The 25,537-nt window shown below is 43.2% G+C and carries 14 protein-coding genes; all 14 read right to left on the bottom strand.

All coding sequences use genetic code 11. The annotated features are described in order from the left end of the window. Positions 1 to 71: 71 nt before the first annotated feature. The 14 genes from KXD93_RS06220 to KXD93_RS06155 all read right to left on the bottom strand — a co-directional run bounded on the left by KXD93_RS06220 (position 72) and on the right by KXD93_RS06155 (position 25,529). The gene (locus KXD93_RS06220) at positions 72 to 2,411 is read right to left on the bottom strand and encodes a PDZ domain-containing protein (protein WP_258136062.1); all 2,340 of its coding nucleotides are present in this window, start codon (positions 2,409 to 2,411) and stop codon (positions 72 to 74) included. A gap of 55 nt (positions 2,412 to 2,466) precedes the next feature. After that, complete coding sequence (locus KXD93_RS06215; protein ID WP_373417348.1) at positions 2,467 to 4,605, bottom strand: alpha-L-fucosidase; 2,139 nt, start codon at positions 4,603 to 4,605, stop codon at positions 2,467 to 2,469. Between the two features lie 11 nt (positions 4,606 to 4,616). Further along, positions 4,617 to 6,287 carry a GH35 family beta-galactosidase gene (locus KXD93_RS06210; RefSeq protein ID WP_258136059.1) on the bottom strand — a complete coding sequence of 557 codons (1,671 nt, stop codon included), beginning with the start codon at positions 6,285 to 6,287 and terminating at the stop codon, positions 4,617 to 4,619. A gap of 145 nt (positions 6,288 to 6,432) precedes the next feature. Then, on the bottom strand, positions 6,433 to 8,841 hold the full coding sequence (locus tag KXD93_RS06205; protein ID WP_258136058.1) for a glycoside hydrolase family 2 TIM barrel-domain containing protein: 2,409 nt from the start codon (positions 8,839 to 8,841) through the stop codon (positions 6,433 to 6,435). A 68-nt stretch (positions 8,842 to 8,909) separates the two neighbouring features. Then, positions 8,910 to 11,357, bottom strand: a complete 2,448-nt coding sequence (gene galA, locus KXD93_RS06200; RefSeq protein ID WP_258136057.1) for a beta-galactosidase GalA — start codon at positions 11,355 to 11,357, stop codon at positions 8,910 to 8,912. 70 nt (positions 11,358 to 11,427) lie between these two features. Next, positions 11,428 to 13,473 carry a beta-galactosidase gene (locus tag KXD93_RS06195; protein WP_258136055.1) on the bottom strand — a complete coding sequence of 682 codons (2,046 nt, stop codon included), beginning with the start codon at positions 13,471 to 13,473 and terminating at the stop codon, positions 11,428 to 11,430. Positions 13,474 to 13,563: 90 nt separating this feature from the next. Then, complete coding sequence (locus tag KXD93_RS06190; protein ID WP_258136054.1) at positions 13,564 to 15,153, bottom strand: GH39 family glycosyl hydrolase; 1,590 nt, start codon at positions 15,151 to 15,153, stop codon at positions 13,564 to 13,566. A gap of 60 nt (positions 15,154 to 15,213) precedes the next feature. Then, a complete protein-coding gene (locus KXD93_RS06185) occupies positions 15,214 to 17,301 on the bottom strand; it encodes a beta-galactosidase (RefSeq protein ID WP_258136053.1) in 2,088 nt (695 codons plus the stop codon). A gap of 219 nt (positions 17,302 to 17,520) precedes the next feature. After that, on the bottom strand, positions 17,521 to 17,757 hold the full coding sequence (locus tag KXD93_RS06180; RefSeq protein ID WP_258136052.1) for a hypothetical protein: 237 nt from the start codon (positions 17,755 to 17,757) through the stop codon (positions 17,521 to 17,523). Between the two features lie 95 nt (positions 17,758 to 17,852). Beyond that, positions 17,853 to 20,018, bottom strand: a complete 2,166-nt coding sequence (locus KXD93_RS06175) for a glycoside hydrolase family 3 C-terminal domain-containing protein (protein ID WP_258136051.1) — start codon at positions 20,016 to 20,018, stop codon at positions 17,853 to 17,855. A gap of 3 nt (positions 20,019 to 20,021) precedes the next feature. Beyond that, positions 20,022 to 20,582, bottom strand: coding sequence for a helix-turn-helix domain-containing protein (locus KXD93_RS06170; protein ID WP_258136050.1), 561 nt, complete (start codon positions 20,580 to 20,582; stop codon positions 20,022 to 20,024). 238 nt (positions 20,583 to 20,820) lie between these two features. Beyond that, a complete protein-coding gene (locus tag KXD93_RS06165) occupies positions 20,821 to 22,389 on the bottom strand; it encodes a cellulase family glycosylhydrolase (RefSeq protein WP_258136049.1) in 1,569 nt (522 codons plus the stop codon). A 57-nt stretch (positions 22,390 to 22,446) separates the two neighbouring features. Next, complete coding sequence (locus tag KXD93_RS06160) at positions 22,447 to 23,919, bottom strand: glycan-binding surface protein (RefSeq protein WP_258136047.1); 1,473 nt, start codon at positions 23,917 to 23,919, stop codon at positions 22,447 to 22,449. A 23-nt stretch (positions 23,920 to 23,942) separates the two neighbouring features. Continuing rightward, positions 23,943 to 25,529: a RagB/SusD family nutrient uptake outer membrane protein gene (locus KXD93_RS06155; protein ID WP_258136046.1), complete on the bottom strand. Its 1,587-nt coding sequence runs from the start codon at positions 25,527 to 25,529 to the stop codon at positions 23,943 to 23,945. Positions 25,530 to 25,537 lie beyond the last annotated feature (8 nt).

Here is a 25,537-nt window from a genome sequence, read left to right as displayed (position 1 = left end):
CTATTCCAATATAATGAGGCACTGTGTTGATTTTCACATGTGCAAAGTCGAACCGTAATCTTAAGCCGGGCTTACTTACGGCCGTCAAACTCGAGTTTTTTGGTATACGCATGTTGGTTACGGAAAATAACAATATCTGCTGATGTTCCAATCACCGACATTCTTGCTTTTTGCAAATCCTTCAAACTGTTCGTTGGCACACCATTTAGTGATATGATTACGTCATTTGCCTGGAAAAAAGCGGCGGCATGGCTGGGTATTATTGATATGACCAAAACACCCCGGATATCATCTATTCCAGTAGCGGATCGTTCTCCCAGTGTGGTCAACTTTTTCACCTTTGCTCCCATAAAATCAACAATTTCACTATCGACCGACGGGCCTGGCACCACAACCACAGGAAAATCAACTTGCTTAGCTATCGCCTTTAGCCTTGGGGAAACTACTCCAAAACTGTCCATTGAAATATTTTTGAAACCAACAGAAAATGCAGCAGCATCGGACTTTAGCCGAAAATCTCCTTTTGCCGGGTTTTCAAATATCTCCGGTTCGGATACTGAATGCATGTCAGTTCCCCTCCCCCGAGCCTCTGACAAGGATGCAGCGTCAGGAAACACGTTGTAGTCAACCTCCTTCCCCCATACCGAAATTCCGATCGGAAGATAGCCAGCACCGACGATGTTATGCCTGAATATGTCATTGCTGTTCTTAAACCATACGTGAGGGTGAAAAGTGTTATTTATCATAATATTATTTTCGACAACCCGGTTCACACCTTCTCTCAGCTTAATACCTCCGTTTAAACAAAGGTTATTGTAAATAATGTAATTGCTGGAGCCGTCATCAAGGTCAATATCCCACCCATGGTCGCAACGAAACCTGTTGTTGCGCAAAATGATGGGCTGTGTTACGTCAAGCAGTGCTAAATCCGGGTATGTTGCCACAATCGAATCCAATCTCGTTTTGTCGGGGTGCCAATAACGATCCCTGCCCCAGGAATTAAAGGATCCGTGGTCGCCGGTTTCCTTAACAGTATTAAAGACATCGTTGTACTCAATAACATGCCCACCCCATGTGCCTTCGCTGACGTTTATTCCTGCACGGGGGACATCGTAAATGGTATTGTGACTGACAGTGATGTTTTGGCACATGGAGAGCTCCACACCGGCAGATTGTTTTTCCACAAGGCCAAGGTTAAACATCAGGTTATCATATACCCTGCAATCCTTGGGATAATTGTCCGTTTTGGGTCCCGGCGTGCGGTCCATATTCGATATTGGAACAAACTCGTTATATTCAAAACTAGGGGAGCGAACTGCGTCCGGATCACCCACAAAACAAACTGCGCTTGCTCCTGCATCGGAAATCTGACATCCTGATACCACGCAATTACGGTTATACTTACTAAAAAATACAGCATTACCTCCAACATTAACCACCGTACAATTGAGCAGCCGGCAATTCACCGCCCCTTCATACACAACGGAGCCACCACGGTAAATAGTCCAGTCGCTTCTCAACAAAGGCTCCCTATTTTGCATAAAAGTCCTTGTCGTCTGTGTGATAACCAAACCAGACACTGTAATATTCTCAACGGGTTTTGTTTCCGTACCGCGGAATTCGAACAGGCTCGCAAGCTGTGGTGTCTCAAATATAGCGGCCCTGGGGTCAAGCCCTGCAGGTGGAAAATAATATAGTGTTTTAGCATTCTTATCATAATACCACTCGTTCGCCGTATCAAGTTCCTCAAAAACGTTCTCAACAAACCGGTATTTTTCACTCATCCCCATGCGGCGGTTGTTTTGCCATCCCCCTTCCAGCACAAGCTCCCCTTTATCATTTTTCCCGGTGATCCTGTAGTGAACATCCCCCCATTGGGACGGATGCAATGCGTGTACATATCCAGCCTCCGGCGATTTCCAACGGGCGATACGCTGTGGCGATAACACATCTTCTGCGGTTCCACCCAAATAATGAGCAGTGGGATCATAATTGGGATAGCGGGCCATATGCTGTAACTGGCCATTAACGAACAGTTCATCGAACTGAACATTTTGTTTTACGCTGGCCTTCCAAATGCCATCTTTATAGGGCGCCCATTTCAAGTGAAGCGCTTCGCCACCGGTGATAATTACTTTTTGTTTTTTGTAGCTCGTAAGGGTGAGTGTACTGCCATCTTGCCTTGAATCATGGCTCGTGAAAACAACGGGACGGTCTAAACGATAAGTCCCCCCCATTAGGTACACGTTAATTTTACCCCTTTGGCCCCGGGCTTTTTCTACCGCCCTGTAAATGGAGGCAAAAGGCTTTTCCTGTGTACCAGGGCCAGTATCACTTCCATGGGATGACACGAAATAGTTCGTCTGCGAAAACAATCGCGCCGGGCAAAGTAGCGTGATTGTAATCACCATGATTATTTTCAATGTATTCATAACTGTTTATCCAGCGTCTAATACTAAAACACTACTATTCTGTAATTATGTCTATTTCGGCATAACCAGCCTCATCACTATTCTCGGTATTCTTTATCGCTCTCAATTTGATATAACGGGCTTTTTGTGCAGCAAACTTTATGGTTTGCCACAAAGGGTTGTTTTTTATATTAGGAAATTCGCCGTGACTAACCAGTTTCCAATCTGCACCGTTGTCCGAAATATAAAACTCGTAGCCTGCAATAATAGCAGGTCCCCATTGGCCTTGGTCCGGCAAATACCTGAAACCGGATAGGTTTTCTTCTTTTCCCAAATCAATCACCAAATCAACCGGCATTTTTTTGTCTTTGCCCTGGTGCCATGCTGTAGACGGATCGCCATCTAAAACAGCATCAGCTTTTTTATCATCGATGCCAATAATTTTCCAGCCCTTCCTTGAAATATCAAATTTCTCATGCGTTTCAGAGCTGCTTTGATGCTTAGAAGCGTCGTAACAGATCGCTCGTATCTGTGGCTTACCGCCTGCGAGGAATGGCCCATTATATTTTTTCTTTCCAGGGGTCGGGGCTGTACCATCTGTTGTATAATAAATGAGCGATTCTTTATCAGTTGGCGTTATAGTTATTTCGCCCGCCTGGTTCCTGGTAATTAACGGGGGCGTTAGTATTTGCGGAGCATAATAAACTCCAACGTTGGAAATAACCAGGCAAGCCTTCGCATCGATGATATGCAGCCGCACTTTCCTGGCAGTTACAGTTGGAAAGCTTACTATACGCTTATATCCGATTGTTGTCCCTTTTGCCAGTTCCCGCCACTTGCCATCAACAAGCGCGTCAACGGTAAACCCTTTTACCCGCTGCCCTAACCGAATGTATTCCTGCGCCGAAAAACGGTTAAACTTGGTCGGCTTGTCCAAATCAATTGTAAGCGAGGCCGTTTTAACATTGTCGTCTGTGGCCCAATAAGTATTTTCATCACCATCGGTCACTTTGCCTGCACTAAAATCGTTGCTTCCGGCGCGTACATTGGATGCCGTTGCCGGCTTGTTTTTCGCCAGGTTTACCGAGAATGCCGCTTTTACTGTTTTGGCAAAATCCAACACATTTTTTTCATCTGTTGGATGGATAAGTCCGCTCGGCATAATCGGGAAATTTAGCAGCAAGTTACCGTTATGACCGATAGAATTGTAGTAGATATCCATAAGCTGAGGCACAGACTTTACTTTTTTATCTTCATTGGGGTGGTAAAACCATTCCGGTCGGATGGATGTATTTACTTCCGCAGGCACCCAGGCATTGCCATCCTCCACCCCGTAATGCAACATGTTGTATGGTACGTCACCGGTGGCATTAAGCAGGCTCCAATTTGTCTCACCCACAGATCCGCCCTCAGTTCCTACCCATCGGAGGTCGGCCCGTTCCCCGCCATCATTCCAGATGACAATATTGGGTTGGAGTTTGCGCACAAGCTTATAGGTATTGGCCCAGTCGTAATAAGTTTTACGGTCAATCATACGGGTTTCGTTTGTACCGCCATAATAGCCGGAGCCGCCGTTGGCGCCGTCAAACCAAATCTCGAAAATGGGGCCATAGTTGGTAAGCAATTCCGTAAGCTGGTTGCGGAAGTAAGTAATATATTCCGGCTTGCCATAGTCTGCCCGGTTTCGGTCCCAGGGTGATAGGTAAATGCCGAGCTTTAAACCATACTCCTTACAGGCATCTGCCATCTCACGGACCACGTCTCCCTTACCGTTTTTCCAGGGGGCATTTTTCACAGAGTAATCGGTGTACTTTGAAGGCCAAAGGCAGAAACCGCAATGGTGCTTAGCGGTAATAATAATTCCCTTCATCCCGGCATTTTTACAGATTCGGGCCCATTGGCGGCAATCCAATGCCGTTGGGTTGAAGAGTTTAACATCTTCATTACCGAATCCCCAGGACTGATCGGTATAGGTATTCAACGATAAATGCACGAACGCATAGTATTGCAGTTCCTGCCATCTAATTTGATTTTCCGAAGGGACAGGTCCGCACGGCGCCGGGGCATTTTTTTGCGCACGGCTGCTAAAACAACAAAGGAAAAAGAAGGCTGTAAATAAACAGTCTTTAACAATTTTATGAGTTTTCAATTTTTTACTATTTAGATTTTGAAATTGATATTGACTTTCTGATATGTAGGATATTTTTATTTCATTGCATAGGTAATCACTTTATAAACCGCAGGAGTTTGAACTTCTATATTCTTAGCTGATTCTAATGCGGGTTGATTTGGTGCTGGCTGAGGAGGAACTATTTGTCCATCTAAAGCTTGAGAAATCATCGCTTTGCGCCCTGTTATAATCAGACATTCATTATGCCAGGTTTCGTCACCATTAAGCATACGGGTAGTTACCCACTGTTCTCCCTCAAACCTTCCTTCAAACACCTGGCCAATGCGCATTTTTTTTGATGGATTTCCCGATTCAAATTTTAGTCGTGCTGTAATGCCTGCTACTACATATTCATCCGGGGCAGTTTGAATAACAAGGCCATATCCTGTATTATCCCAATTGTTATATTCTACAATTACTTTATCTTCCCCAAATACAAGCGTGTCGGTGGTCCTGTTTTTAGTGCGCATAAAACCACGCATTTTACCTGTACCCTGATATTTTAGTATGTATGGCATTAATTCATTTATCACAGAGATTGCCTGCCGATAGGCCAAATTGGTATAAACATCTTCAATCCCAAAAGGAGAAAAGCAAATGGCGTCATGTTCTGCATAGGCATAAAATGCCCGGGCCTGGTCGGTAGTGCTTTCGGGAATAAAAACCGGGTTATCGGCACGATGATACATCGACAATATTTCTTTAAAGTTTGGTGCATAAATATCAGGTGCACATATATCGATATCAGGCGCAATGGCTTTGTAAATATCAATTACCCTTGATGCCGGTCCTCCGTTTGGATATACCCCGGGTAAATCAGTAGATTTTTGCACCAGCCAGGCGTTTACATACATTGGAAGGTTTAGTTCTTTTTTGCCTAAGTGGCATATTTCATTTATATATTTGGCATATTGCCAGGTCATGAAGAAGTTTTGTGCACTTTTCATTGAATCAGCAAACATTTCAGACCATGTTCCTTTAGTTTTGCTTCCATTTTTTTGCCAAACATATTTGATTTCGGGGCTCAGATTGTTTGTGTGTGTTTGCAAATACCGGATCAAGGTTTCGGGAACCTGGGAATTAAACAAGTCAAGTGCTTGTTTATTGTAATCTATATCCTGGAATGCCCCGACTTCGTTTTCGGCTTGAATCATTACAACAGTATGTTCTTTGTCTATTTCTTTTATTCGTTTCATTAATTGTACAAATGCCTTAGCATCTGCAATTTGCGCTTCCTTACAAAAAGGTGAAATTACTTCGCCGGTGCTCCCGTTACTTTGCTTCAATTTAAAAAAACGCTTCGAATCTTTTTTTACCCAAAGTGGCGGATAAGTGGAAAGTCCATTTTTCCAACTCGCAAACCATATGATACAAAGTTTTAATTTGTTTTCGCGAGCCTGGGATATGATCCCGTCAATAAGAGAATAATCAAATTTACCCTCCTGCGGCTCAAATTGTTCCCATGCAACAGATGCGATAACGGAATTAAGTCCCATTTCCTTTAATTTGGGGAAAATGGGTGCCAAATATGTTAAATTGGATGAAGTAGAGTTGTGCAACTCTCCGGCAACCATGATAAATGGCTTGCCATCAACATACAACCTGGTTTTATTACCCTCTTTTTTTAATTGAGGTAATTCCTGCGCGTGTAAATAAAATTGTATAGCTGCAGAAAATAAAAGAGTAAGTTGAATTAATTTTTTCATAAAATAAATCTTCCTTGTGATTTCAACAAAATATAAAGGCTTGTTGAACGCTTGATTTACAATGCAATTTATTTACCATCAACGCCTTGCGTTCTCTATTTAAATATCGAATGACTGATTTTTATCATTTAAACTTTAATTAGTGCTAATGCTTAAATGATCTAATATTTAAATTAGCAGCTGATAAACCAGGTGAACTAACTGTAAGTTTAATAACCCCGGCTTCGTGAGTGCTTTTAATTACAACCAACGCACGCCCATGCCATGTTTTACGCGTATTTCCAATATATGGATCTGTGTCTTTCATATCCGCATTTGCGACTCCTGCAATTGTACCAGGCCCTTGAATTTCAAAATGAAGGCGGTTTGCGGCATTTGGTTGAAATATATGATCATTATCAGTTATCTCTATGGTTACATAGGACAGGTCCTGCCCATTCGCTGCAATTTCTTTTCGATCAGCAGTTAGTTGAATTTTTGCAGCATCGCTGGAAGTTTTCAAAATAGTGGATTCAACTTCCTTATCATTATCCACCCCTACGGCTTTAAGCACACCCGGCGAATAAGTCACAGCAAATTCAGCTTTAAATCCCTGTTCTTCCGTAGTTGATTTTTCGCCAATGAGTATGTTGTTAAGGTACAGTCTAACTTTTGGATACTTTGAATAAATTTCTACCTGGATATTCTTTCCTACATACTCCGGCCAGGTCCAGCTTTCCCAGGTTGGCCATACAGACCACAGTGTTTCTTTAATTTCACCTGAAGGCGGGTTTGGCTCTTTAACCGCCATATAGATTTTTTCGCTTTCGTTGTAAAGCAAACTGCGATAATGCGAAATCGGTTTCCTCCATCCTATCAGATCAACATCTCCGCAATAAGCGCCATGAAAGGGATAAAAATCGTGCTCCCAATGTTCTCCGGCCGTTTCGCCGGGATAATAATACCGGCCAATACCTGATTCACCCAGGTAGTCTATCGCTGTCCACACAAAGTCGCCAATGATATATTTATTTTTCTGAACAAGTTGCCAGTTGGCAAGTGCGTCGCGCGGATAGGATTCCGTTTGCACAATTACGCGGGAAGGAACTCTTAAATGATCGGCGGCGGCGCGAAACAGCTGATAATTATACCCGCATACATCGTGCGCCGCCATCAGCGGATCGAATATATTCCAGTCCTGGTCCCAGGTTGTCATAGCCGATGTTACAGGACGGGTAGGATCAAGCTCATGGATACAACCTGCGAGCATCTTAGCCGTAGCTACAGCTTGTGGTTCCTTTCGTTCAATGATCTCATTGCCAATACTCCACATGATAACAGATGGATGGTTAAAATCCCGTTTTACCATCGAAGTAAGGTCGCTTTTCCACCAACGGTCAAAATAAACTGAATAGTCATATTTGTTCTTACCTGTTCTCCACCCATCAAAAGATTCATCTATCACCAACAGGCCTAATCTGTCACAAGCGTTTAAAAAAGCTTCAGAAGGAGGATTATGAGAAGTTCTTACAGCATTGAATCCAGCAGCTTTTAGTAGCTCAACCTTCCGTTCCTCGGCACGGTCAAAAGCTGCTGCGCCCAGGCATCCGTTATCATGATGAGCACACCCTCCATTAAGCTTAACCGTTTTCCCATTAAGTTGAAACCCGTTTTCGGCAGAAAATTTGAGGGAGCGTATGCCAAAACTGGTTTCAGTCTCGTCAACTATATTTTTAATTTTGATGATATGTATTTGCGCATCGTATAAACGGGGTGTTTCCGGCGTCCATAGCAAGGGAGCCGCTACCATTATAGTTTGCGTAACCTCCTTTTCACTATTCGCGGCCAGTTCAACCTTCATTTGGCTATTTCCCGCATTTTTAGAATTTACATCCTTTAACCAGGTACTAACGGCAATATTTTGAGGCAAACCAGTTTCGTTTTTTATTAATGTTTTAATTTGAACAGTTGCTTTTTCCGACGAAACATGGGGGGTTGTGATTGTAACGCCCCATTTAGCAATATGCACGGCATCGGTAACCATCATCCAAACATGGCGATAGATGCCGGAGCCACTGTACCACCGGCTGTTCAGTTGTTGCGAATTGTCAACCCTTACAGCTATCACATTTTCACTATTAAAATTCAAATAAGGCGAAAGGTCATAACTAAACGATGAGTAACCGTAAGGATAGATCCCAAGCGATTTTCCGTTAATAAAAACCTCGGAATTCATATAAACCCCTTCAAAATAGATAGAAACTTTTTTGCCCTTCCATCCCTCAGGGGCCTTGAAGGTTTTCCGGTACCAGCCAATACCCGCAGGAAAGTACCCACCTGCGCCACCGGTTGGATTTTTAGGACCTATTTTCCCTTCAATACTCCAATCATGCGGTAAATCAAGGCTTCGCCAATTTATATCGTTAAAATCCCTTGATTTGGCTGCTGCCGTATCTCCCTGGTAGAATTTCCATTTATAGTCAAATAGCTGTTTTCGCTCAGTTTTCGCGGGGCTTTGCGCGTTAGATAAAATATTGACAGTTAAAAGCAGGATAGCTGTAGCGATCGTTTTCATGTAATATCTCATATTGTAAATATAATGCCGTTTCATAGTGTTTTTGTATCATCGAAGAAATGACAGACTTATTCAACCTTGATAACCACTTCGTCTCCTTTAAGCTTTTCAGAAGAGGCTTTTAACCGGATTTCCCCCGCCTGTTTATTTGCCTGAACCAGCACCAGGCAATAGCCGTTGAACGCCATCCGCTGACTGGCTTTGTCGGGCTCGTGGCTGCTGGGGTTACCGTTGCCTGTACCAATAATTCGCCCCGGGCCTTCAATGGAAAATGTTACCAGGTTCGCGGCTGTCGGGTTAACCCTTCCTTTACTGTCTCTAATTGCCACCCGTATTACAGCCACATCGCAACCATCGGCTTTAAGAACCTTGGTATCGCTCCTGAGGCTTACCTGTGCCGGGGCTGATGTTGTTTCAACAACGTCTGTGGTTACCAACCTTCCGCCTTTATAACCCCTGGCTTCCAGTTTGCCGGGCTTATATACAAGCTTCCATATCAGTTTGGTATAGGGAACTGCTTTTTGCGCCCCCACTTTTTTACCGTTGAGCAGCAACTCTACCTCATCGCAATTGGTGTAACAATGCACCTGTATGCTGTCTCCTTCTTTGCCGGGCCAGTTCCAATGCGGAAAAATATGGACTACAGGTTCGTTTGTCCAGGCAGCTTTATACGCATAGTAGCCGTCTTTGGGGAAGCCGCATATATCCATAAATCCGAAATGAGAGGTAACGCACGGCCATTGGTACGGCGTAGGCTCCCCCCGGTAATCGAAACCCGACCACACGAAAAGTCCACCGAGGTAAGGGTATTTAATAATGTCCGCCCAGTCTTCGCCGGGCAATGGCCCCCAGTTGGGCTGCCATAGGCCGAGGTTTGAAACATAACCTTTTCCCCAATCGTTCTGGTACTCTCCGCGAGTTGAAATGAAACTTGTGGATTCTGTACAAAACTCAATCCGTTGTGGATATTTTTCATGGTCATTCACATAGGCCAATCCCTTGTCTCCATAGTTATACCCTACAACATCCAGCACATCGCTATACCCGGCTTCGTTCCTTGCATGATTCATGGCGGCAGTTACAGGGCGCGTAGGATCAATTTTATGCGTGATGTCAACCAGTGTTTTAAGTATCCTGGCCCCTGTTACCGTGCCTTGGATCCATTCTTCATTCTCCATACTCCACATAAAAATAGACGGGTGGTTGCGATCCCGGTATAGCATCGTTGTCAAATCCTTTTTCCCTTCTTCAGAACTTGATAACATGCGATTTTCGTCCAGTACAAGCAAACCCATTCTGTCGCACATGTCAAGCAGTTCCGGGGTTGGGGGATGATGGGAACAACGATAAGCATTGCACCCCACTTCCTTCAGCAACTTTAATTTGTATTCGTTTATTTTATCGGGAAGGGCGACACCAATTCCGGCAAAATCCTGGTGGTTGCAGGTACCCTTCACAGGATAAAGTTTTCCGTTTATAAATACCCCGTTTCGGTTTATTTCGATTGTTCTTACTCCAAAAGTGGTTTCGTAATTGTCGATGACAATCCCGTTTTCAGAAACTTCAGTTAGTACTTTATAAAGGTTCGGTGTTTCCGGCGACCAAAGCAAGGGCTTTTGAATAGCTCCTTTTTGCGAAAACTCAGTTGTACTAAACGGCTCAATTGCCTGCGAAGAAGTTTTTGTGTCGAGTACAACGCCTTTATTATCTACAATCTTAGAAATGAGCGTAATATTTTTAGCTACGCCGTATTCGTTTTTTATATTGATTTTTACGTTTACAGCTGCTTCATCCCGCGAAACTGAGGGTGTTGTAACATAGGTGCCAAATCGGTCAACGTGGACGCGGGCGGTTTTATTGAGCCAAACATGCCGGTAAATCCCGCACCCTTCATACCACCAACCTTCGTATTCGGTGGCGTCAACCTTCACAAGAATTACATTTTTCCCTTCGTTGCCGTAACGCAAAACGTCCGTCAAATCATAGTTTGAAGGTGTGTAGCCGCTTTGGTGGTTACCTATAAGCTGACCATTAACCCAAATTGTACTGTTTCTAAAAATCCCGTCAAATTCTATGGAGATCTTTTTTCCTTTATCGGTTTCGGGGATTTCAAATTCCTTTCTATAAAAACCTATTCCGCCGGGCAAATATCCGCTTACGGCAGGTGAGCTCCCGATTGATTTATCATTAACAAAAGTCCCCTCCACGCACCAATCGTGTGGAAGGTTTACTTCCTTCCAGTCTTCGGGTTTGAAGGTAGCTGCCTTATCAACATCGGTGTACGCAATAACGGCGCTTTTATTTGTTTCAACTTTTACGTTGATATCGGTTAAACCGCCATAACCGGCTGCTTTTACCGCCCGTTTGATGGCTATATCGCCTTTATGAAACTGCCAGTTAAAATCAAAGCACTCCCTCGATCTTTTTGAAAGACTTGTTTGCTGCGCTATTCCCTTTATTGCGCACAACAATAAAAACAAGCAGATGCCGCAGTATCTTAATAATCTTTTAAACATTTTAACCTATATAAGTTCTTATTATCAATTCAGCGCCCTTAGATCTTATTGTAATATATTCTAAAAGCGATCAGTCGATTTCGATAAGTTCCGGCTCTTCTGACGGTAACGTAAAGCTATCGACAAATTTTTTACCGGTAAGTATGCCTTTAAAGGCACCTTTCAGCTTGATTTCAACTGCATTTCTGCTGGTATTTAGATACAAGATATGTTTCGCATCGATTTGACGAGCCAGGACACCATCGGGTACCTGGGGTCCCTTTTTAATACCCAGTTTATCTACCAGTTCGTCAAGCAACGGCCCAAGTACCTCGCCACTGGCAGGCAAGCCGATATAAATTGCCCTGCCTTTGCCATATTGGTTAGCGGTAATAATCGGATAATCTTTATCCAGGCTGGTGATACTCCCGAGAATTTCAGCGCCTTTGGACTCGATAACATCATACCGGGTCGATTCAGTTCCAATAGTTTTCCCCTGATAATTTAATTGAATTTTTTTGCCTGTCAACGATGCACGGGATATTTCGTTCATCGGCTCTGTTTCTTCATAACCTGCGACGCGTATTCCAAACACATCGCTTAAACGCCCGGGGTGTGTTGATGCAAATGCCTTCCCGGTTTCATCAACCACGGCGGAATTACTCGTCATAACAACAGTCCCTCCATTTTTTACAAAATCCCGGATTTTATTGGCAGTTGTTTCGTCCATTACTGTTACACCTGGCACAAAAAGTAATTTATAGTTTAATGAACTCTTGCTGATCTCAACAATGCGGGAATCCATATTGCGGTAATAAAACAAATTCCAGCAGGCCTGTAATTGTTGATCCTGCGCTTCCGGGAAAGAACTGCTGGCTATCTGGCTGGGAAAGGATGATGCCAGGCCAACTTCCGGGCTGGGTTTGTAAGGCAGGAATTTTTCGATCTTTTTAAACTCGGTAGCTATCTTTTTGTATTCATCATATTTGCGATTTGGAATTCCGTCCCAATCAAGCATCCCTTCCAGGTATTGTTCTTCGCCCGACCACATACTTTGCCAGGTCCATCCGCAAACCGCTTGATTGCCATACATCAGTGTGGCATAGGCCGATTTCCGGATGGAATTGGGCACCGCCGTCATTGTAGTAAACTCGCTGCACCAAAAAGGGGTTGTACTTTCAAACTGAATACGGGAAATCCCAAACAGGGCATTCATGATCCCCCAGTTTGTTATCAACGAATTTCCGGGATAAAAGCCTGCCCCTTCACGTGCCATTTTGCCGGAATAGGCAATCTGTGAATAATCAAAATATTTCAAAGCACTGTAAAACCAGGCATTGGTATTGGTAAGTACACCGGGAGCATTTGCATTAACCTTGTCGAGTACCTTAAATAAGATCTTGTTGACCTCGTCTGAAATAAAACGCCTGAAATCTAATATTTTCTCAGGGGCGCCATTTTTTTCGCCTGTTACGGGTAGCCCAACTTCATCAAATTCATTAATCCGCCTGGACCAACGTTGTGTAGCCCATGCTTTGTTTAAATTATCAAGGTTCGAATATTTATTAGTCAGCCAAACAACGAACCTCTTTCTTACCGTTTCTGAGTATGAAATAGGGCCATCACCGGATTCGTTATCAATACCAAAAGCTAACAGAGCTGGATGTTTTCCGTAATGTTTTGTGAGTGAATCCGCATAGCGTACAGCATATTTTTGATACATCGGATCACCTACATCATCCATGTAGCGATGGTTGGGATATTGCGCTACGCCACCTGGGCTGGTAACATCAATTGAGGGGTACTTATGGTGCAGCCAGATAGGTGCCGGGCGAATCGCAATATCAAGTATTACCTTAATCCCGGCCTTATTCATCATGTCCATCACCGCATCAAACCATTGAAAATCGAACTTGCCTTCAGAAGGTTCATAACTATCCCAGGCTAAATGGCCCATCCTAACCACCTTAAATCCGGCCGCCTTCATCAACATGATGTCTTTTTTTATTTTTTCCGGATCTTTATTATCGTGCGGATGATAATTAGTACCGACGTATAATGTTTGGGCCTTAACTGACAAACCGGCCAGCAACAGGATATAAAACATCAAAAAAGATTTATTCTTTATTTTTCTCATTAGAAGATATTTGTAAGGTATATAGTTAATGTCCTTTTATTTTTTGTCGCTTACGGATTCAGAAATGATTTCGTTAAGTGAATTCTGCTCTTAATGTCTAATCAGATTTATCAACAGGACATCATTTTCCCGTATATCAAATTCTCGGGAAAACGCAGTGCCGGGCTTTATTTCAATTTGCTGTATTGCCACAGGAGAACCATTTTGAGCCTTTAGTTTTTTGACCTGCTGCAAGGTTAGCTGTCCCGGCCTGCCCATATCCACATAGCTTGTATATGCGTCGTTAACCCGGTATCCTACTTTATAAATTTCCATCGTGTACCTCCCAGCCGGTATATGCGATAAGTTTACCTTTACTTTGCCTTTTGTTTTGGCAGGCAGATCTTTAATATAATATGCCTGGTTGTTTACTGAATCGGGCAAAGTATAGGTATAATCCCACAACAACATCTGTACGCCCCCTTTTTTATCTTTGCAGGCCCACGAAGAACTGTCGCGATTGGCGAGCTCAGTTTCGCCCAGTTTGTTTAAAAAGGAATAGGCGAAAAATGCAGGCTTTTTGATCCCTTCGATGTTCATTAAACCAAATCCGCCGTGAAAGGGGGTAAAACGTGGCCCTGATTCTTCAAAAATGTCAGTAAACGTCCAGTACGACATTGAATTGGCGGCAGGTTCAGACTGTTTTAATTTTTTAAGTATGTACGCTGCTTCGTGGTAACTATCATGAAGCGGGTCGGCAGGCGTGTACGACGAACTCCATTCGGTATAATGCAGCTCGAGGCCTGGAATAGCTGAATTTTGAATTTGCTTACGCGAATTTAAAACATCGCCACTAACGCTCCATTCGTTTTTATCAAGTACAGTTCCAGACGATCCATGTTCATCCAGAAATCCTTGTTTTACGCCATAGGAATGTGTGCTGATAAAATCAATAGGCACCGAATTATTTTTACAAAAGGCTATCATCTCAGGCACCCATGCTGCACCTGCCGTTGCCGGGCCGCCAACTTTATATGCCTGGTTTACGCTTTTAACTGCTTTTGCGCTGTATTGGTATAGTTTGAAATAATCTGCTTGCGAACCGGTCCAGAAACCATCCTTCAAATTCGGCTCATTCCAAACTTCAAAATACCATGTCTTAACTTCACCGGCTCCATATCTCTCGGTAAAATGTTGCGTGAGGTTACGAATTAACCCCTCCCATTTTTCATAATCTTTGGGCGGTGTTACGTTGCCCCGCCACCAAAAAATTGTTTTATTTCCACTGGCAAGTGCTCCCGGCATAAAGCCTAACTCTACAAATGGCTTCATGCCAATACTAATAATGTAGTCATATAAAGCATCAACATACTGGTAATTATATTGCGGCTTACCGTTTCCATCCTCACTGTAAACAGCCATATCATCGGTGAGCAATCCGTGCATCCGGATATATTTAAAACCGCATTCCTTCCTCGCAATGGCTAACTGCTGTTGCCAGTCGGCCCTTAGTCCTTCATTTGCGCGGCCGGCACCCACGCACGCTTTAAATGAAGTATTCAAAGCCCCTTTTTCTTTACTAAAATCAAGACTGATTACTCTTTTTGGTTCAACCAGGCTCTTTGGGTGTTTGCTTTGGGCAAATACATTACTTAGCAGCAAGCCCCCTAAAACGATTGTGAAAATTGATTTTTGGTACATTTGATTAAATTATAATGACTGGATTATGGATTTCATTTATTGATAATTTTTCTATTTCACTCACTCGCTCCAAACCAATACACCGGCTGGTTTCAATGTTTTCTCCCCAATAAGAATTTTAGAGGATCCGGGAATATTCACGGTATAATCGGTAGAAGAATAATTCATGGCCATATAAAAACCATCTCTCCAATAAACATAAACACCTTCCGGATAGTCTTCGGTTGTTGCTCCGGCATCTGCATAAATGTCGCGTAATAAGTCCTTTTCCAGGCTGGAATCACCTGTGTTTGCGCCTATGTAGGTTACTGAACCCTTACCAATTTTATGTTTTACAACAGCTGCCCTTCCCTTATAAAACTGGTTGTCATAGGTTGCCAATACCTCTGTATTTTGATCAGGCACCAGCAAGTCCGCCCAGGTGTTCCAGTTGTAATGTTTCGACTTCATTTGAATATCCCCTTTGGCATAAGCTGAAAGCATATCGGTTGCCTGAACATGAGCTCCGATAAGGCCGGATATTGGCGCTGCCAGCTCACCCTCCCAGAAATGCCCCATGCGGTCTTTGGTTGCTGTGCGGCAGGTAATGATTAAATGACCGCCACCGGCCACATACTCTTTCCATTTCTTTACGGTAGCAGAATCAACCATTTCGTAAGCAGGAATAATTACCACCTTATATTTCGCCAAATCGCTGGTTCCAGGTATTACATCAACCGGGGCCCCTAAAGACTTCGCCATTTCCATGAACTTAACAGGATAATTCCACGTATCCCATTGCGAAGTCTGCTTTTGTCTGTCAATGGTCCAGTAATTTTCCAGGTTCCAAAGGATTGCAGTTGACCGCGCAGCCAGTTTTTCCGGCATTTTAGCCCCGGGCTTATATTGTTTGCGCAATTCCTTTATTTCCTTCATAAACTGCATATACTCCTCACCCCCGGGCGAAGGCGTTACCCCATCTGTTAGTATGACGCCTGCATGGTATTGTTCTGCGCTGTATAAAATCTGGCGGAACCGGTAGGAACAGGCCAGTTTCCCGCCTGCTGCAAAAGAGTGGTACAACCACATGCGCACTGTTCCCGGCAAAAGAAGCGGGTTATACGATCCCCAGTTTACAGGGCCGGGTTGAATTTCCATCACCCCCGATACGCCGCCCACTTTTTTATAATATTCTGATGCAAAAAGGATCACTTTGCTATTTCCTAACCTAAATCCAAGCTCACCAATATTATCGCTGCCACCATTAGGATAAGCTGTATAGGCCGCAAAATCGAGCTTGCTTGTTCGCCCCGGATCAGAGCCAGTAGAGACTGCCGTATAATTAGTGGTAATGTACTGATTATCGGAAATATAACTCCGCAAGGTGCCGGCCTGAAAATCTAGAAATTCAGCCTGGGTATCTGCTGAATAGCGCTTAAAATCGAGCAGGGCATGAGGGTTGTTACCCCACCAGCCTACTAAATTTGTATTCGGAATGATCACCTGATCGAAATTATTGAACCATTGGCTCCAAAAGGCGGCTCCCCAAGCTATATTTAAAGCATTAATGGTTTTATATTTATTTTTCAACCACGTTCTGAATGCTTCCTGCGACGATGGGCTATAATCTGTAACTGCACCCGGTTCATTATCTATTTGCCACCCGATAACGTTTTTATTTTGACCGTAACGCATTGCCATTTCCGACACGATTTTTTTGACAAAACCGCGATACTTCGCATTGACAATTGATCCTAATCCCCGTGTGCCATTCTCCGCTCGGATATAATGACCATCCATGATAAAGGTCTCAGCATAATTAACCCTCATCCAGGTGGGGGTAGTGGCTGAAGGCGTACATAAAAGTACCTTAAGATTATACTTTGTGCAAAGGCCCACCACCTTATCCAGCCAGGTAAAATCAAATCGTCCTTCTTCCGGCTCCATTTTAAACCAGGCAAATTCAGCAAGGTGTACAAACTCATACCCCATATCCGAAATCTTCTTAATATCACGCTCCCACTGGCTTTCCTTCCAGTGTTCCGGATAATAGTATATTCCGGTAGTAATCAAATCCTTTTCAGGAAAAAAACGGTTCGCGTCCTGCGATTTTACGTTTAATACCGATATAAGTATTGTTAATATGATTAGTGGTATAGATTTTTTCACCGTAATAAATTGTTTGTTATATTCCAAATTGTTTTAAAAGCGTAAATGCCAGAATTACAAGTACCATGTGAGGACGCTATTTTCACAGGGGCATCTATCAAGAATTGAGTTATTAATATTTAAGTTGTATCAATACAATTGGTAATAACAAATTTATTAGTCAGCCTTACGTCTACCATTGTATTAAATAGACTTTGTTTTATATAAATCCGACTTTTTTCAAAGAAGGCAAGATGCGACACCCGGTTCACGATGCAAACCCCAACCTCGTTGTTCTTTGATGGCTTTACCCACATTCCGGGCAGTCAAAGCACAATAACAGTAAGCTTCTACACCCAGCGAATCCTGATCAACAGTGATCAAATCCGATGTGTCTGTATTTTCATTTCCTACATGCACCCGGGCATTGATATAAAGTGTAAATGCCAACAATAACAAAGAAAGAGTAAATGCCAATTTTCTAATTTTGAGTATCTGAAATTTATTATATATTGTTTAACGTAAGTCATTCATAATGCGCACATTACCGTATATTTATCGGCAGTTGTTGTTTATCTGCTTATGTGAAAGGATGCCATTTGTCTGATATCTTTTGAAGACGAGGCAGCCAGTATTTTATACTGGCCAGGTTCAACAATCCATTTGCGTAATTTAATGTCAAAATAGGCGAGATCATTTACATCGATGTTCATCGAAACAGCGGCAGTTTCACCCGGCGCGACCATAATCTTTTTAAATGCCTTTAGTTCTTTGCCAGGACGCAAAACCGAAGAGTTTAGTTTGCTGATATAAAGTTGAACAACTTCTTTGCCTGCTACGGCGCCGGTGTTCTTAACCTTTAAGGAAACTGTTATTTTATCACCCTTTTTATACGCTTTCTTGTTGGTAGCCAAATCAGTATAAGTAAAATTGGTATAAGACAATCCATAACCAAAACAGTACAAAGGATTTATATTTTTTGTATCATACCAACGATAGCCAACCAATATTCCCTCTTTATAATCAGCCGTCATATTGTTACCAGGATAGGTATTTAAGCCGGAAGCGGGTGAGTCTTTTAATGAGACGGGAAAAGTAAACGGTAGACGACCGGATGGGTTTACAACACCTTTTAAAACGTCGGCAAGTGCATTCCCCGCCTCCGAACCGTTAAACCATGACCAGACAATAGTATGATTTGACTTGTCGATTTCGTTCAGAACGTAAGGAGCGCCAGCCATAATTACAATAATTGTATTAGGGTTAACTGCGCTAACCGCGTTAACCAATGCCCGCTCTCCAAAGGGCAGGTCCAGATTTTTACGATCATGGCCCTCACTTTCATATTCACGATTTGAGCCAACACACAAAATGGCAATGTCAGTTGTTTTTGCAAGCGTTACGGCTTCGTTAATTAAGGTTTGATCCGGCTGATCGGATCCGGCGTTTTGCGCATCAGTTTTGCTTGCCGAATAGCTGGCCTTATAACCCTGCGCGAACTTAATTTCAGCTGTTTTACCAAATCTTGATCTTATCCCCTCTAATGCCGTTATCTCATATTTAGCTTTTACACCGGCGCCATAACCGCCCGAAGCAAATGTACGTGTAGCATTATCGCCGATAACTGCGATGCTTTTTATATTAACTGCCTTCAAAGGCAATAAATGAGCGTCATTTTTCAACAGAACGATGGATTCTGAGGCAATATCATATGCGGCTTTGGCATGTGCCGGTGTAGCAATGGATCCTTTAGGGTGATTTGTACTCATGGAAGTATGATACATCAGCCACAATATCCTGCTCACCTTATCATCAATTGTTCTTACCGGAACCTGGCCTGATTTTACGGCCTCAAGCAGTGGCTTTGCAAAATACCACTGTTCATACGGCCCGCTTGATCCCATTTCAATGTCCAGTCCATTGTTAGCGGCAGCAACGGTATGGTGCACGCCTCCCCAGTCTGAGATAACAACCCCCTTAAAACCCCACTCGTTTTTTAACACCTTATTAAGTAAAAAATCATTCTCCGAACACCAATACCCATTTAACTTATTATAAGCCGACATAACAGTGTAAGCATTTCCTTGCTGTACAGCCGCTTTAAATGCCGGCAAATAGATTTCGCGCAGCGCTCTTTCATCAACCAGCGTATTTACGCTATCACGATTCAGTTCCTGGTTATTGGCGGCAAAATGTTTTATGCAGGCTGCTACGTGCTGACTTTGAATCCCCTTTACTGATTGAATAGCCAATTGGCCGTTCAAATAAGGATCTTCTGAATAATATTCATAGGTACGGCCGCAAAGTGGCATCCTGCAAATATTGAATGCCGGTGCAAGCATTATGTTCTTTTTACGGGCGTTGGCTTCCTCCCCTATAACTACGCCGTATTTGTGTGCCATCGCCGGGTTCCATGTGGCCGCAATTGCCGAACCATTGGGTAAAAACGTGGCCGAATCGGTTGTCCAGTTGGCTGAGGCCCAGTCGAAACGTTTTATCTCTTCACGCACGCCTAATGGGCCGTCGTCACACGTTAACTCAGGAATACTTAAACGTGGCACGCCTGCTGAAGAAAATAAAGCGTTGCCATGAATCATCTCAATTTTTTCTTCAAGAGTCATTTTTTTTATAATGTTGCTGATCTTGGCTTGCAGCGCAACCTCCTTTTTATTTTGCGCTGAAACATTGCCAAACAAAAACAGTACAGCAACCGATACTATAATATACTTTATACGCATTGATTATTTAAAAATTAAATTTTGTGATTTATTGTCTGTGCTCTGATTATTAAAATCTGCTTTTTTAATCGTACCAGCCAGCCCATAGGCCTTTAATATTTTCTGGGCTTTAGCCATACGGGCAAAACGGACGTAAGCAGAGGGCAGTATATCGTATTCGTTTTTAAAAAGTTTTGAAAAATGCTGAGGTGTTTCAAATCCAACTTCGCTGGCTACCCGGCTGATTTTCATTTGTGTATTTTCGAGCAATTGAATGGCTTTCTGTAGCCTGATTGCGCGTATAAATTCAACAGGCGATTTACCGCTAAGCATTAAAAGTTTTTTGTACAACCACACCCGGCTCATTTTCATGTCACGGCTTAGCGTTTCAACAGAAAGATTGGGATTTGATATATTCTGCTTGATGTACTCAACTAATTCGCTCAAGAATTTCTCGTCCCCGGTTTGTATATATACATTTTCACTGTTCATCCTTGTCTGCCCTTCATAAGTTCGTTTAAATGTTTCCTGAAGCGTTTCAGGATCGTTAATGGCACTTCTTCTTTTCGTTTCTTTATGCAACATCTATTAAACTGTCAATAACCTTCAAAATCAACCACTCATTGCCTCCTGTTTTTATGACAAGTAAACAACACTATTATTTATTAAAAAAATGCCCGGACCTCCTTTTGGAAGGTCCGTGGCATATCATAAACTAACCAAACACTGCATTAATTAATTTTCAGCATCCGGATATTTCTATTGCTGCGATAAACCGTACGCTGATCTTTTATCATTAGATGCCTCTAAAAACGCAGCATGCTTATTGAAACTTTACGCCTGAGCCATATTTAGCAACGCCTGCGTTTACGCCAAGTTTTACAGCATTCATTGTTGCCGTGTCTCCTACAACTGTGGGCCCTTGCGGAACCCCGTTCACACCTCGGCGGTCAAATATGCCTGCCCATAAAAACGGTATTACGCCATTTGCTTTGGCTTGTTGTGCAATATAAGCGATGAAATGCGTCGAAGACTTTACTGCCAATATCGAATCTGCCTTATACCCTGTTAGTTTACCAGCATGATAATTCGGCGCGTATTCGCCCATAAACAACGGGATACCCTTAGCAGCAAATCTTGTTTTCACGGTACTCATTATCGAATCTGCATACGCTTCCTCCGTTGAAGCTACACAGTTGCGGTCCAGGAAAAGCGGGTTTGTTGTATGAAAGTCTTTTCCCCAGAAATACAACTCTTTTCCCCAGCTTGCATCATTAGGTGTGGTGCCTGAACCTCCTAATATGCAAAACTGCGATGGGGTATAATAGTGGAACTCAACCATCATTTTATGAGGTGTAGGGTCGGTAGGTAGCGTCGGTGTTTTATACACATTAGCCGGATTGAGTAATGAGTTAGCCGCATCTATTGATGCAGAAGGCGACTGAATAACTAAAGTACGATAAGTATTTTTACCACCAGTACTACGCACCGCGTTAATAAACGATTGGTGATATCGCATTAAGGTAACTGTTGATGTTGCATCGACAGCACTAGTTTCGTTGAGGCTGGCAAACATCAAATGCTCGTCAAAATCGCGCATAGCTGTAGCTATTTGCTCCCAATATGCTTTATGCTTAGCATTGGCGGTATCCTGTTTAGCACCTGTAAGTGTAGTACCGGGGTCATAATGGATATTAATTGTCACATACATCCCATCGTTAATGCCATATTGAACTACCTGGTGAATACGGGCAAGCCAGACGGGATCTATTTTTGCAGTCGCAGGGTTAATTAAATGGTCAGTATACTGAATAGGTATCCTTACGGCATTTACACCAGTTGATTTTATCAAATCAAACATTTGCTGGGTAATTGGCGGGTTTCCCCACCCGGTTTCGCTACCGGGGGCTTCCATTGTGTTATAGAAATTCCAGCCATAGGTAATATTTGCAGCTATTTGCGCGGCAGTACTACCCATACCAATTGCATCAGGTGCTTTGGGCGATGCATTATAGGATGGATAAATAATGGCATCCTGCCACACTGTAATCCGCCTGCTTTGACCGTTAGTTGTATTTAAAACTAAAACCAAAGTACGACTCGCGCCCGATTTATTATTTACCATACCTGTTAAAGTAACGGTAGCGGCGCCGCTACCACCTGACGTTTGGCTTAATTGCAGCCATCCAATACCGATAGTATCAATACTCCATGCAGCATTGGACGTAAATGTTAACGTTTTAGTCCCGCCATTTGCCGGTATGGTATCTGTAAGATTAGGCTGAGTAAGCTGTGGCCCGTTTGTAACCGTTTTTTTGCAGGAAACGACAGCTAAAACCACTACAAATATTACAGCAATCTTGTACGCCGTCTTAATTTTTTTTATCATCATTTTCATATTCAAGTTATTTAAATGCCCCACAGCGATATGCTACTGTGGGGCTATAGTTTATTTAATTTTTACGACCCGGATATTATCAAAAGCACCATAAAAGTCCGTTGCTGTAGCCGAACTGCTATAGTTATGAATTTCAAAGAAACTTTGAGGATTATTTCCTGAAGCACCTGTTAGATCGGAAATTTTCGTTAAGGCAGTTCCTTCACCATCGCCGAGCGTAGGATCTGATGCCCTGAATGATGATAAAGGAATCGTTACTGTTATCCAGCCCTTTGTTTTGTACGGTGCCGTTTTAGTTGCAGATATCTGCCATGGTTCCCATCGGTATATATAGCTACCGAAGTCAGTCATAATAGCAATTGTACCCCCATTCCAGGCTTTCGGGATACTTACTTCAAATTTAAGTGCCCAGTTCCTTGGTGGGTCATTGAGATTGGCTGCTGGTACCCACGGTTCGTTTTGCAGGCGTATGGCATAGTTTGACCAAAGAACCCCTTCGCCAGGATTCAGTTTAGTATGGCTTAACACAAAGTATTGGGTTGAATTACCTGGAAAATCGGCATTGCCACTTGAAAGAGAAGCACCACCCCAATATTGCCAGCCCGTATGAGCACCCCATTCCCCATCTGATATTATACCCGTTAACCGATCGTTCACATTGTACACAGTAGTACCTGTACCAAACTTAGTTGTAACAGATACCGGCCCTGCTTGCGATAGAGAAGGCACAACAAAACCAACAGAACTTGCAGGACTTGTTAACGAAAAGGTTGATTTAAAGTCATTAATTGCGACGCCGGCAAAAGTAAACGCTTGAATGTTTCTAAGATAACTGCCGTAAATATAAACTGAATCGCCAGGGCTGGGATTTTCGTTAGAAATACTGGTAATAATTGGTGTGGCACTTATTGTATCCAGAACAGTACCAGCCTTCGCGGTTACTATTACCTGACTGGTGGGAGTTGCATTCGGCATTAAAAAACCAAGGGCTGTTCCATCAAGACTTGATTTATACGATGGAATCGTGGTTCCTCCATATACAAGGTGTTGAACCAATACTAAATTTGCGCCATAAAGAAAAACCGAATCGCCAGGGTTGGCAAATACATTGGATATTGAGGTAATAGTTGGCGCCGCAGGGCCCAGTTTAAAACCAAACGTTGTTACCCCCCCTGTTGTAGCATACCTTATTGTATAGAGTTTAGTGGTATCAACAGTTGAAAACACTATTGCCGGTATTTGAACCACCGCGCTGTTCCGTGCAAATAAAGCCACGTTAAAACTTGCAGCCACCCCATCAAAACTAATGCTGGTTGCATTTTGCAAATTTTGCCCGGTTATAACTACCCACTGGCCATTTGCTATAACACTGTGCAGCACCGTATCGTTCGGTGAGGCAGCATAACTCCTTACGCCTGAAATTGTAGGAGCGGCCTCGTTGTTTTTCTTACAAGCAGGGAATAAAGCCACCACCGCGAGGAGAAGCAGCAATAAACACAAGCCGATAAATGATTTCTTTTTCATAATTATAATATTTTAATTGTTAATTAATAATAAGGAACCGGTGGCTGCGCCAATTTCGGGTCGGTGGATAGCTCAGATGCCGGAATTTGCATTGTAAAAGTATTGATGGTTGCCGGAATCGCAGATGGAGCCGCAGTAGTATCCCTTGTAGCTATACGTGTTTTAGGATCGTAACTAAACTGCTCCCGGGCGTGATGCAGATCCTGATCATTGAGAATTTTGACAGCTCCAGCCGGATCGTAATAAGAACGCCTTACCAGATCTATCCAATATTGACCTTCAAAGGCCAATTCAACCCTTCTTTCCCTTAATATGGTGTCAGCGGTTAACATCGGAGCAGGGTCAACGCCGGCCCTTGCCCGCACTTTGTTAAAGTACAGCAAGGCATCACCGTTGGCCGTGGAGGAATTGTTGCCCAAAATAGCTTCGGCATATACCAAATACACATCGGCCAACCTGAGCATTGCAGGGTGTTCCGGAGATGACCACATAGTCATTTGTGGAGAGCCATTATCCTTTTCGTTGCCAACGATGTGTTTTTTCATAGCATTCCCGCCTGCCGTATAACCGCCACCTGCAGCATTTAACTCGGGGTAATAGTCTCCGGTGAGCATAATGGTAGCTTTGCGCCTTACCGTATCCTTAGCACTGTACATACTATACAAGTCCCAGGTTGGCTGTAAGGTCTGCCATCCGCCGCTTTTTTGTGCATTTATAATGTTACTTGGCGAATAATAGGTTTCCAATACGTTACCATTTCCGTAACCCACACCTGCGGCCCATTGCAGCGCAAATAATGATTCGGGGTTATCATTGTATTGCGTCCTGAAAAGATCATAATAGCTGGAAAACAGCACCAACCCGCTATTCTTACACACATTGCCTGCGTATTTTTTGGCGCTGTCCAGCAATGCCTGGTCACGCGAGCCGCTGTGGCCCAAACCTGACATGGTTAAATATACCTTGCCCAGCATCCCTTGCGCCGACCATGTGGTTACCCGGCCCTGTTCATCAGTAAGAGGAAGGTTTTGCGCTGCAAAAGTCAGGTCTTTGGTAACGAATTTATAAACATCCGGAACCGTATTACGATAAAGCAAGGCATTTGTCAGCAATTTGTTGTTATCCTCAATAATAGGCACAGCACCCCAATAAACCGCCAAATGATAATAAGCCATGGCGCGGATAAACCTTGCTTCGGCAATGGCCTGGTTTTTTACTGTGGGCGATAAAGAAGCAGAAGACTGATTATTTATGGCATAAATAACCATATTACACTGTCCAATAACATTGTACAGACCTGACCAGGCGCTCGACACAATACCATTTTGCGATGTAATGGTACGCGTATAAAGTTGCATTAAATCGCCATAATAGGAGTAAAAGGCCGTTCCGGGCAATACATCGCCAAGTAGTAGCCAGGGTTGCTGCCATTGAAACCAGGGGGCGCCTCCATATAAACTCGCGGTAGCCAGTCGTAAATCGGTGGAGCTTTGGTAATAATTCGTAGCACTAATTTTCTCGACGTTCGGACGGTCCAGAAAGCTCTTTTTGCACCCGGCAATTGCTGCGCCAAGTAGCAAAATAATTACAATTTTATTAATTGGTTTCATAAATATCT

The organism is Mucilaginibacter phenanthrenivorans (assembly GCF_024721155.1).
Taxonomy (GTDB): Bacteria; Bacteroidota; Bacteroidia; order Sphingobacteriales; family Sphingobacteriaceae; genus Mucilaginibacter; species Mucilaginibacter phenanthrenivorans.
This window is presented reverse-complemented; position numbering and strand designations above follow the sequence as displayed.

What these genes read in the sequence shown, in the direction of transcription:
- KXD93_RS06210 (WP_258136059.1), bottom strand. Translation starts at nt 6,287, where the DNA reads ATGAAAAAATTAATTCAACTTACTCTTTTATTTTCTGCAGCTATACAA.
- KXD93_RS06165 (WP_258136049.1), bottom strand. Translation starts at nt 22,389, where the DNA reads ATGATGATAAAAAAAATTAAGACGGCGTACAAGATTGCTGTAATATTT.
- KXD93_RS06170 (WP_258136050.1), bottom strand. Translation starts at nt 20,582, where the DNA reads ATGTTGCATAAAGAAACGAAAAGAAGAAGTGCCATTAACGATCCTGAA.
- KXD93_RS06155 (WP_258136046.1), bottom strand. Translation starts at nt 25,529, where the DNA reads ATGAAACCAATTAATAAAATTGTAATTATTTTGCTACTTGGCGCAGCA.
- KXD93_RS06205 (WP_258136058.1), bottom strand. Translation starts at nt 8,841, where the DNA reads ATGAAAACGATCGCTACAGCTATCCTGCTTTTAACTGTCAATATTTTA.
- KXD93_RS06160 (WP_258136047.1), bottom strand. Translation starts at nt 23,919, where the DNA reads ATGAAAAAGAAATCATTTATCGGCTTGTGTTTATTGCTGCTTCTCCTC.
- galA (WP_258136057.1), bottom strand. Translation starts at nt 11,357, where the DNA reads ATGTTTAAAAGATTATTAAGATACTGCGGCATCTGCTTGTTTTTATTG.
- KXD93_RS06190 (WP_258136054.1), bottom strand. Translation starts at nt 15,153, where the DNA reads ATGTACCAAAAATCAATTTTCACAATCGTTTTAGGGGGCTTGCTGCTA.
- KXD93_RS06175 (WP_258136051.1), bottom strand. Translation starts at nt 20,018, where the DNA reads ATGCGTATAAAGTATATTATAGTATCGGTTGCTGTACTGTTTTTGTTT.
- KXD93_RS06195 (WP_258136055.1), bottom strand. Translation starts at nt 13,473, where the DNA reads ATGAGAAAAATAAAGAATAAATCTTTTTTGATGTTTTATATCCTGTTG.
- KXD93_RS06220 (WP_258136062.1), bottom strand. Translation starts at nt 2,411, where the DNA reads ATGGTGATTACAATCACGCTACTTTGCCCGGCGCGATTGTTTTCGCAG.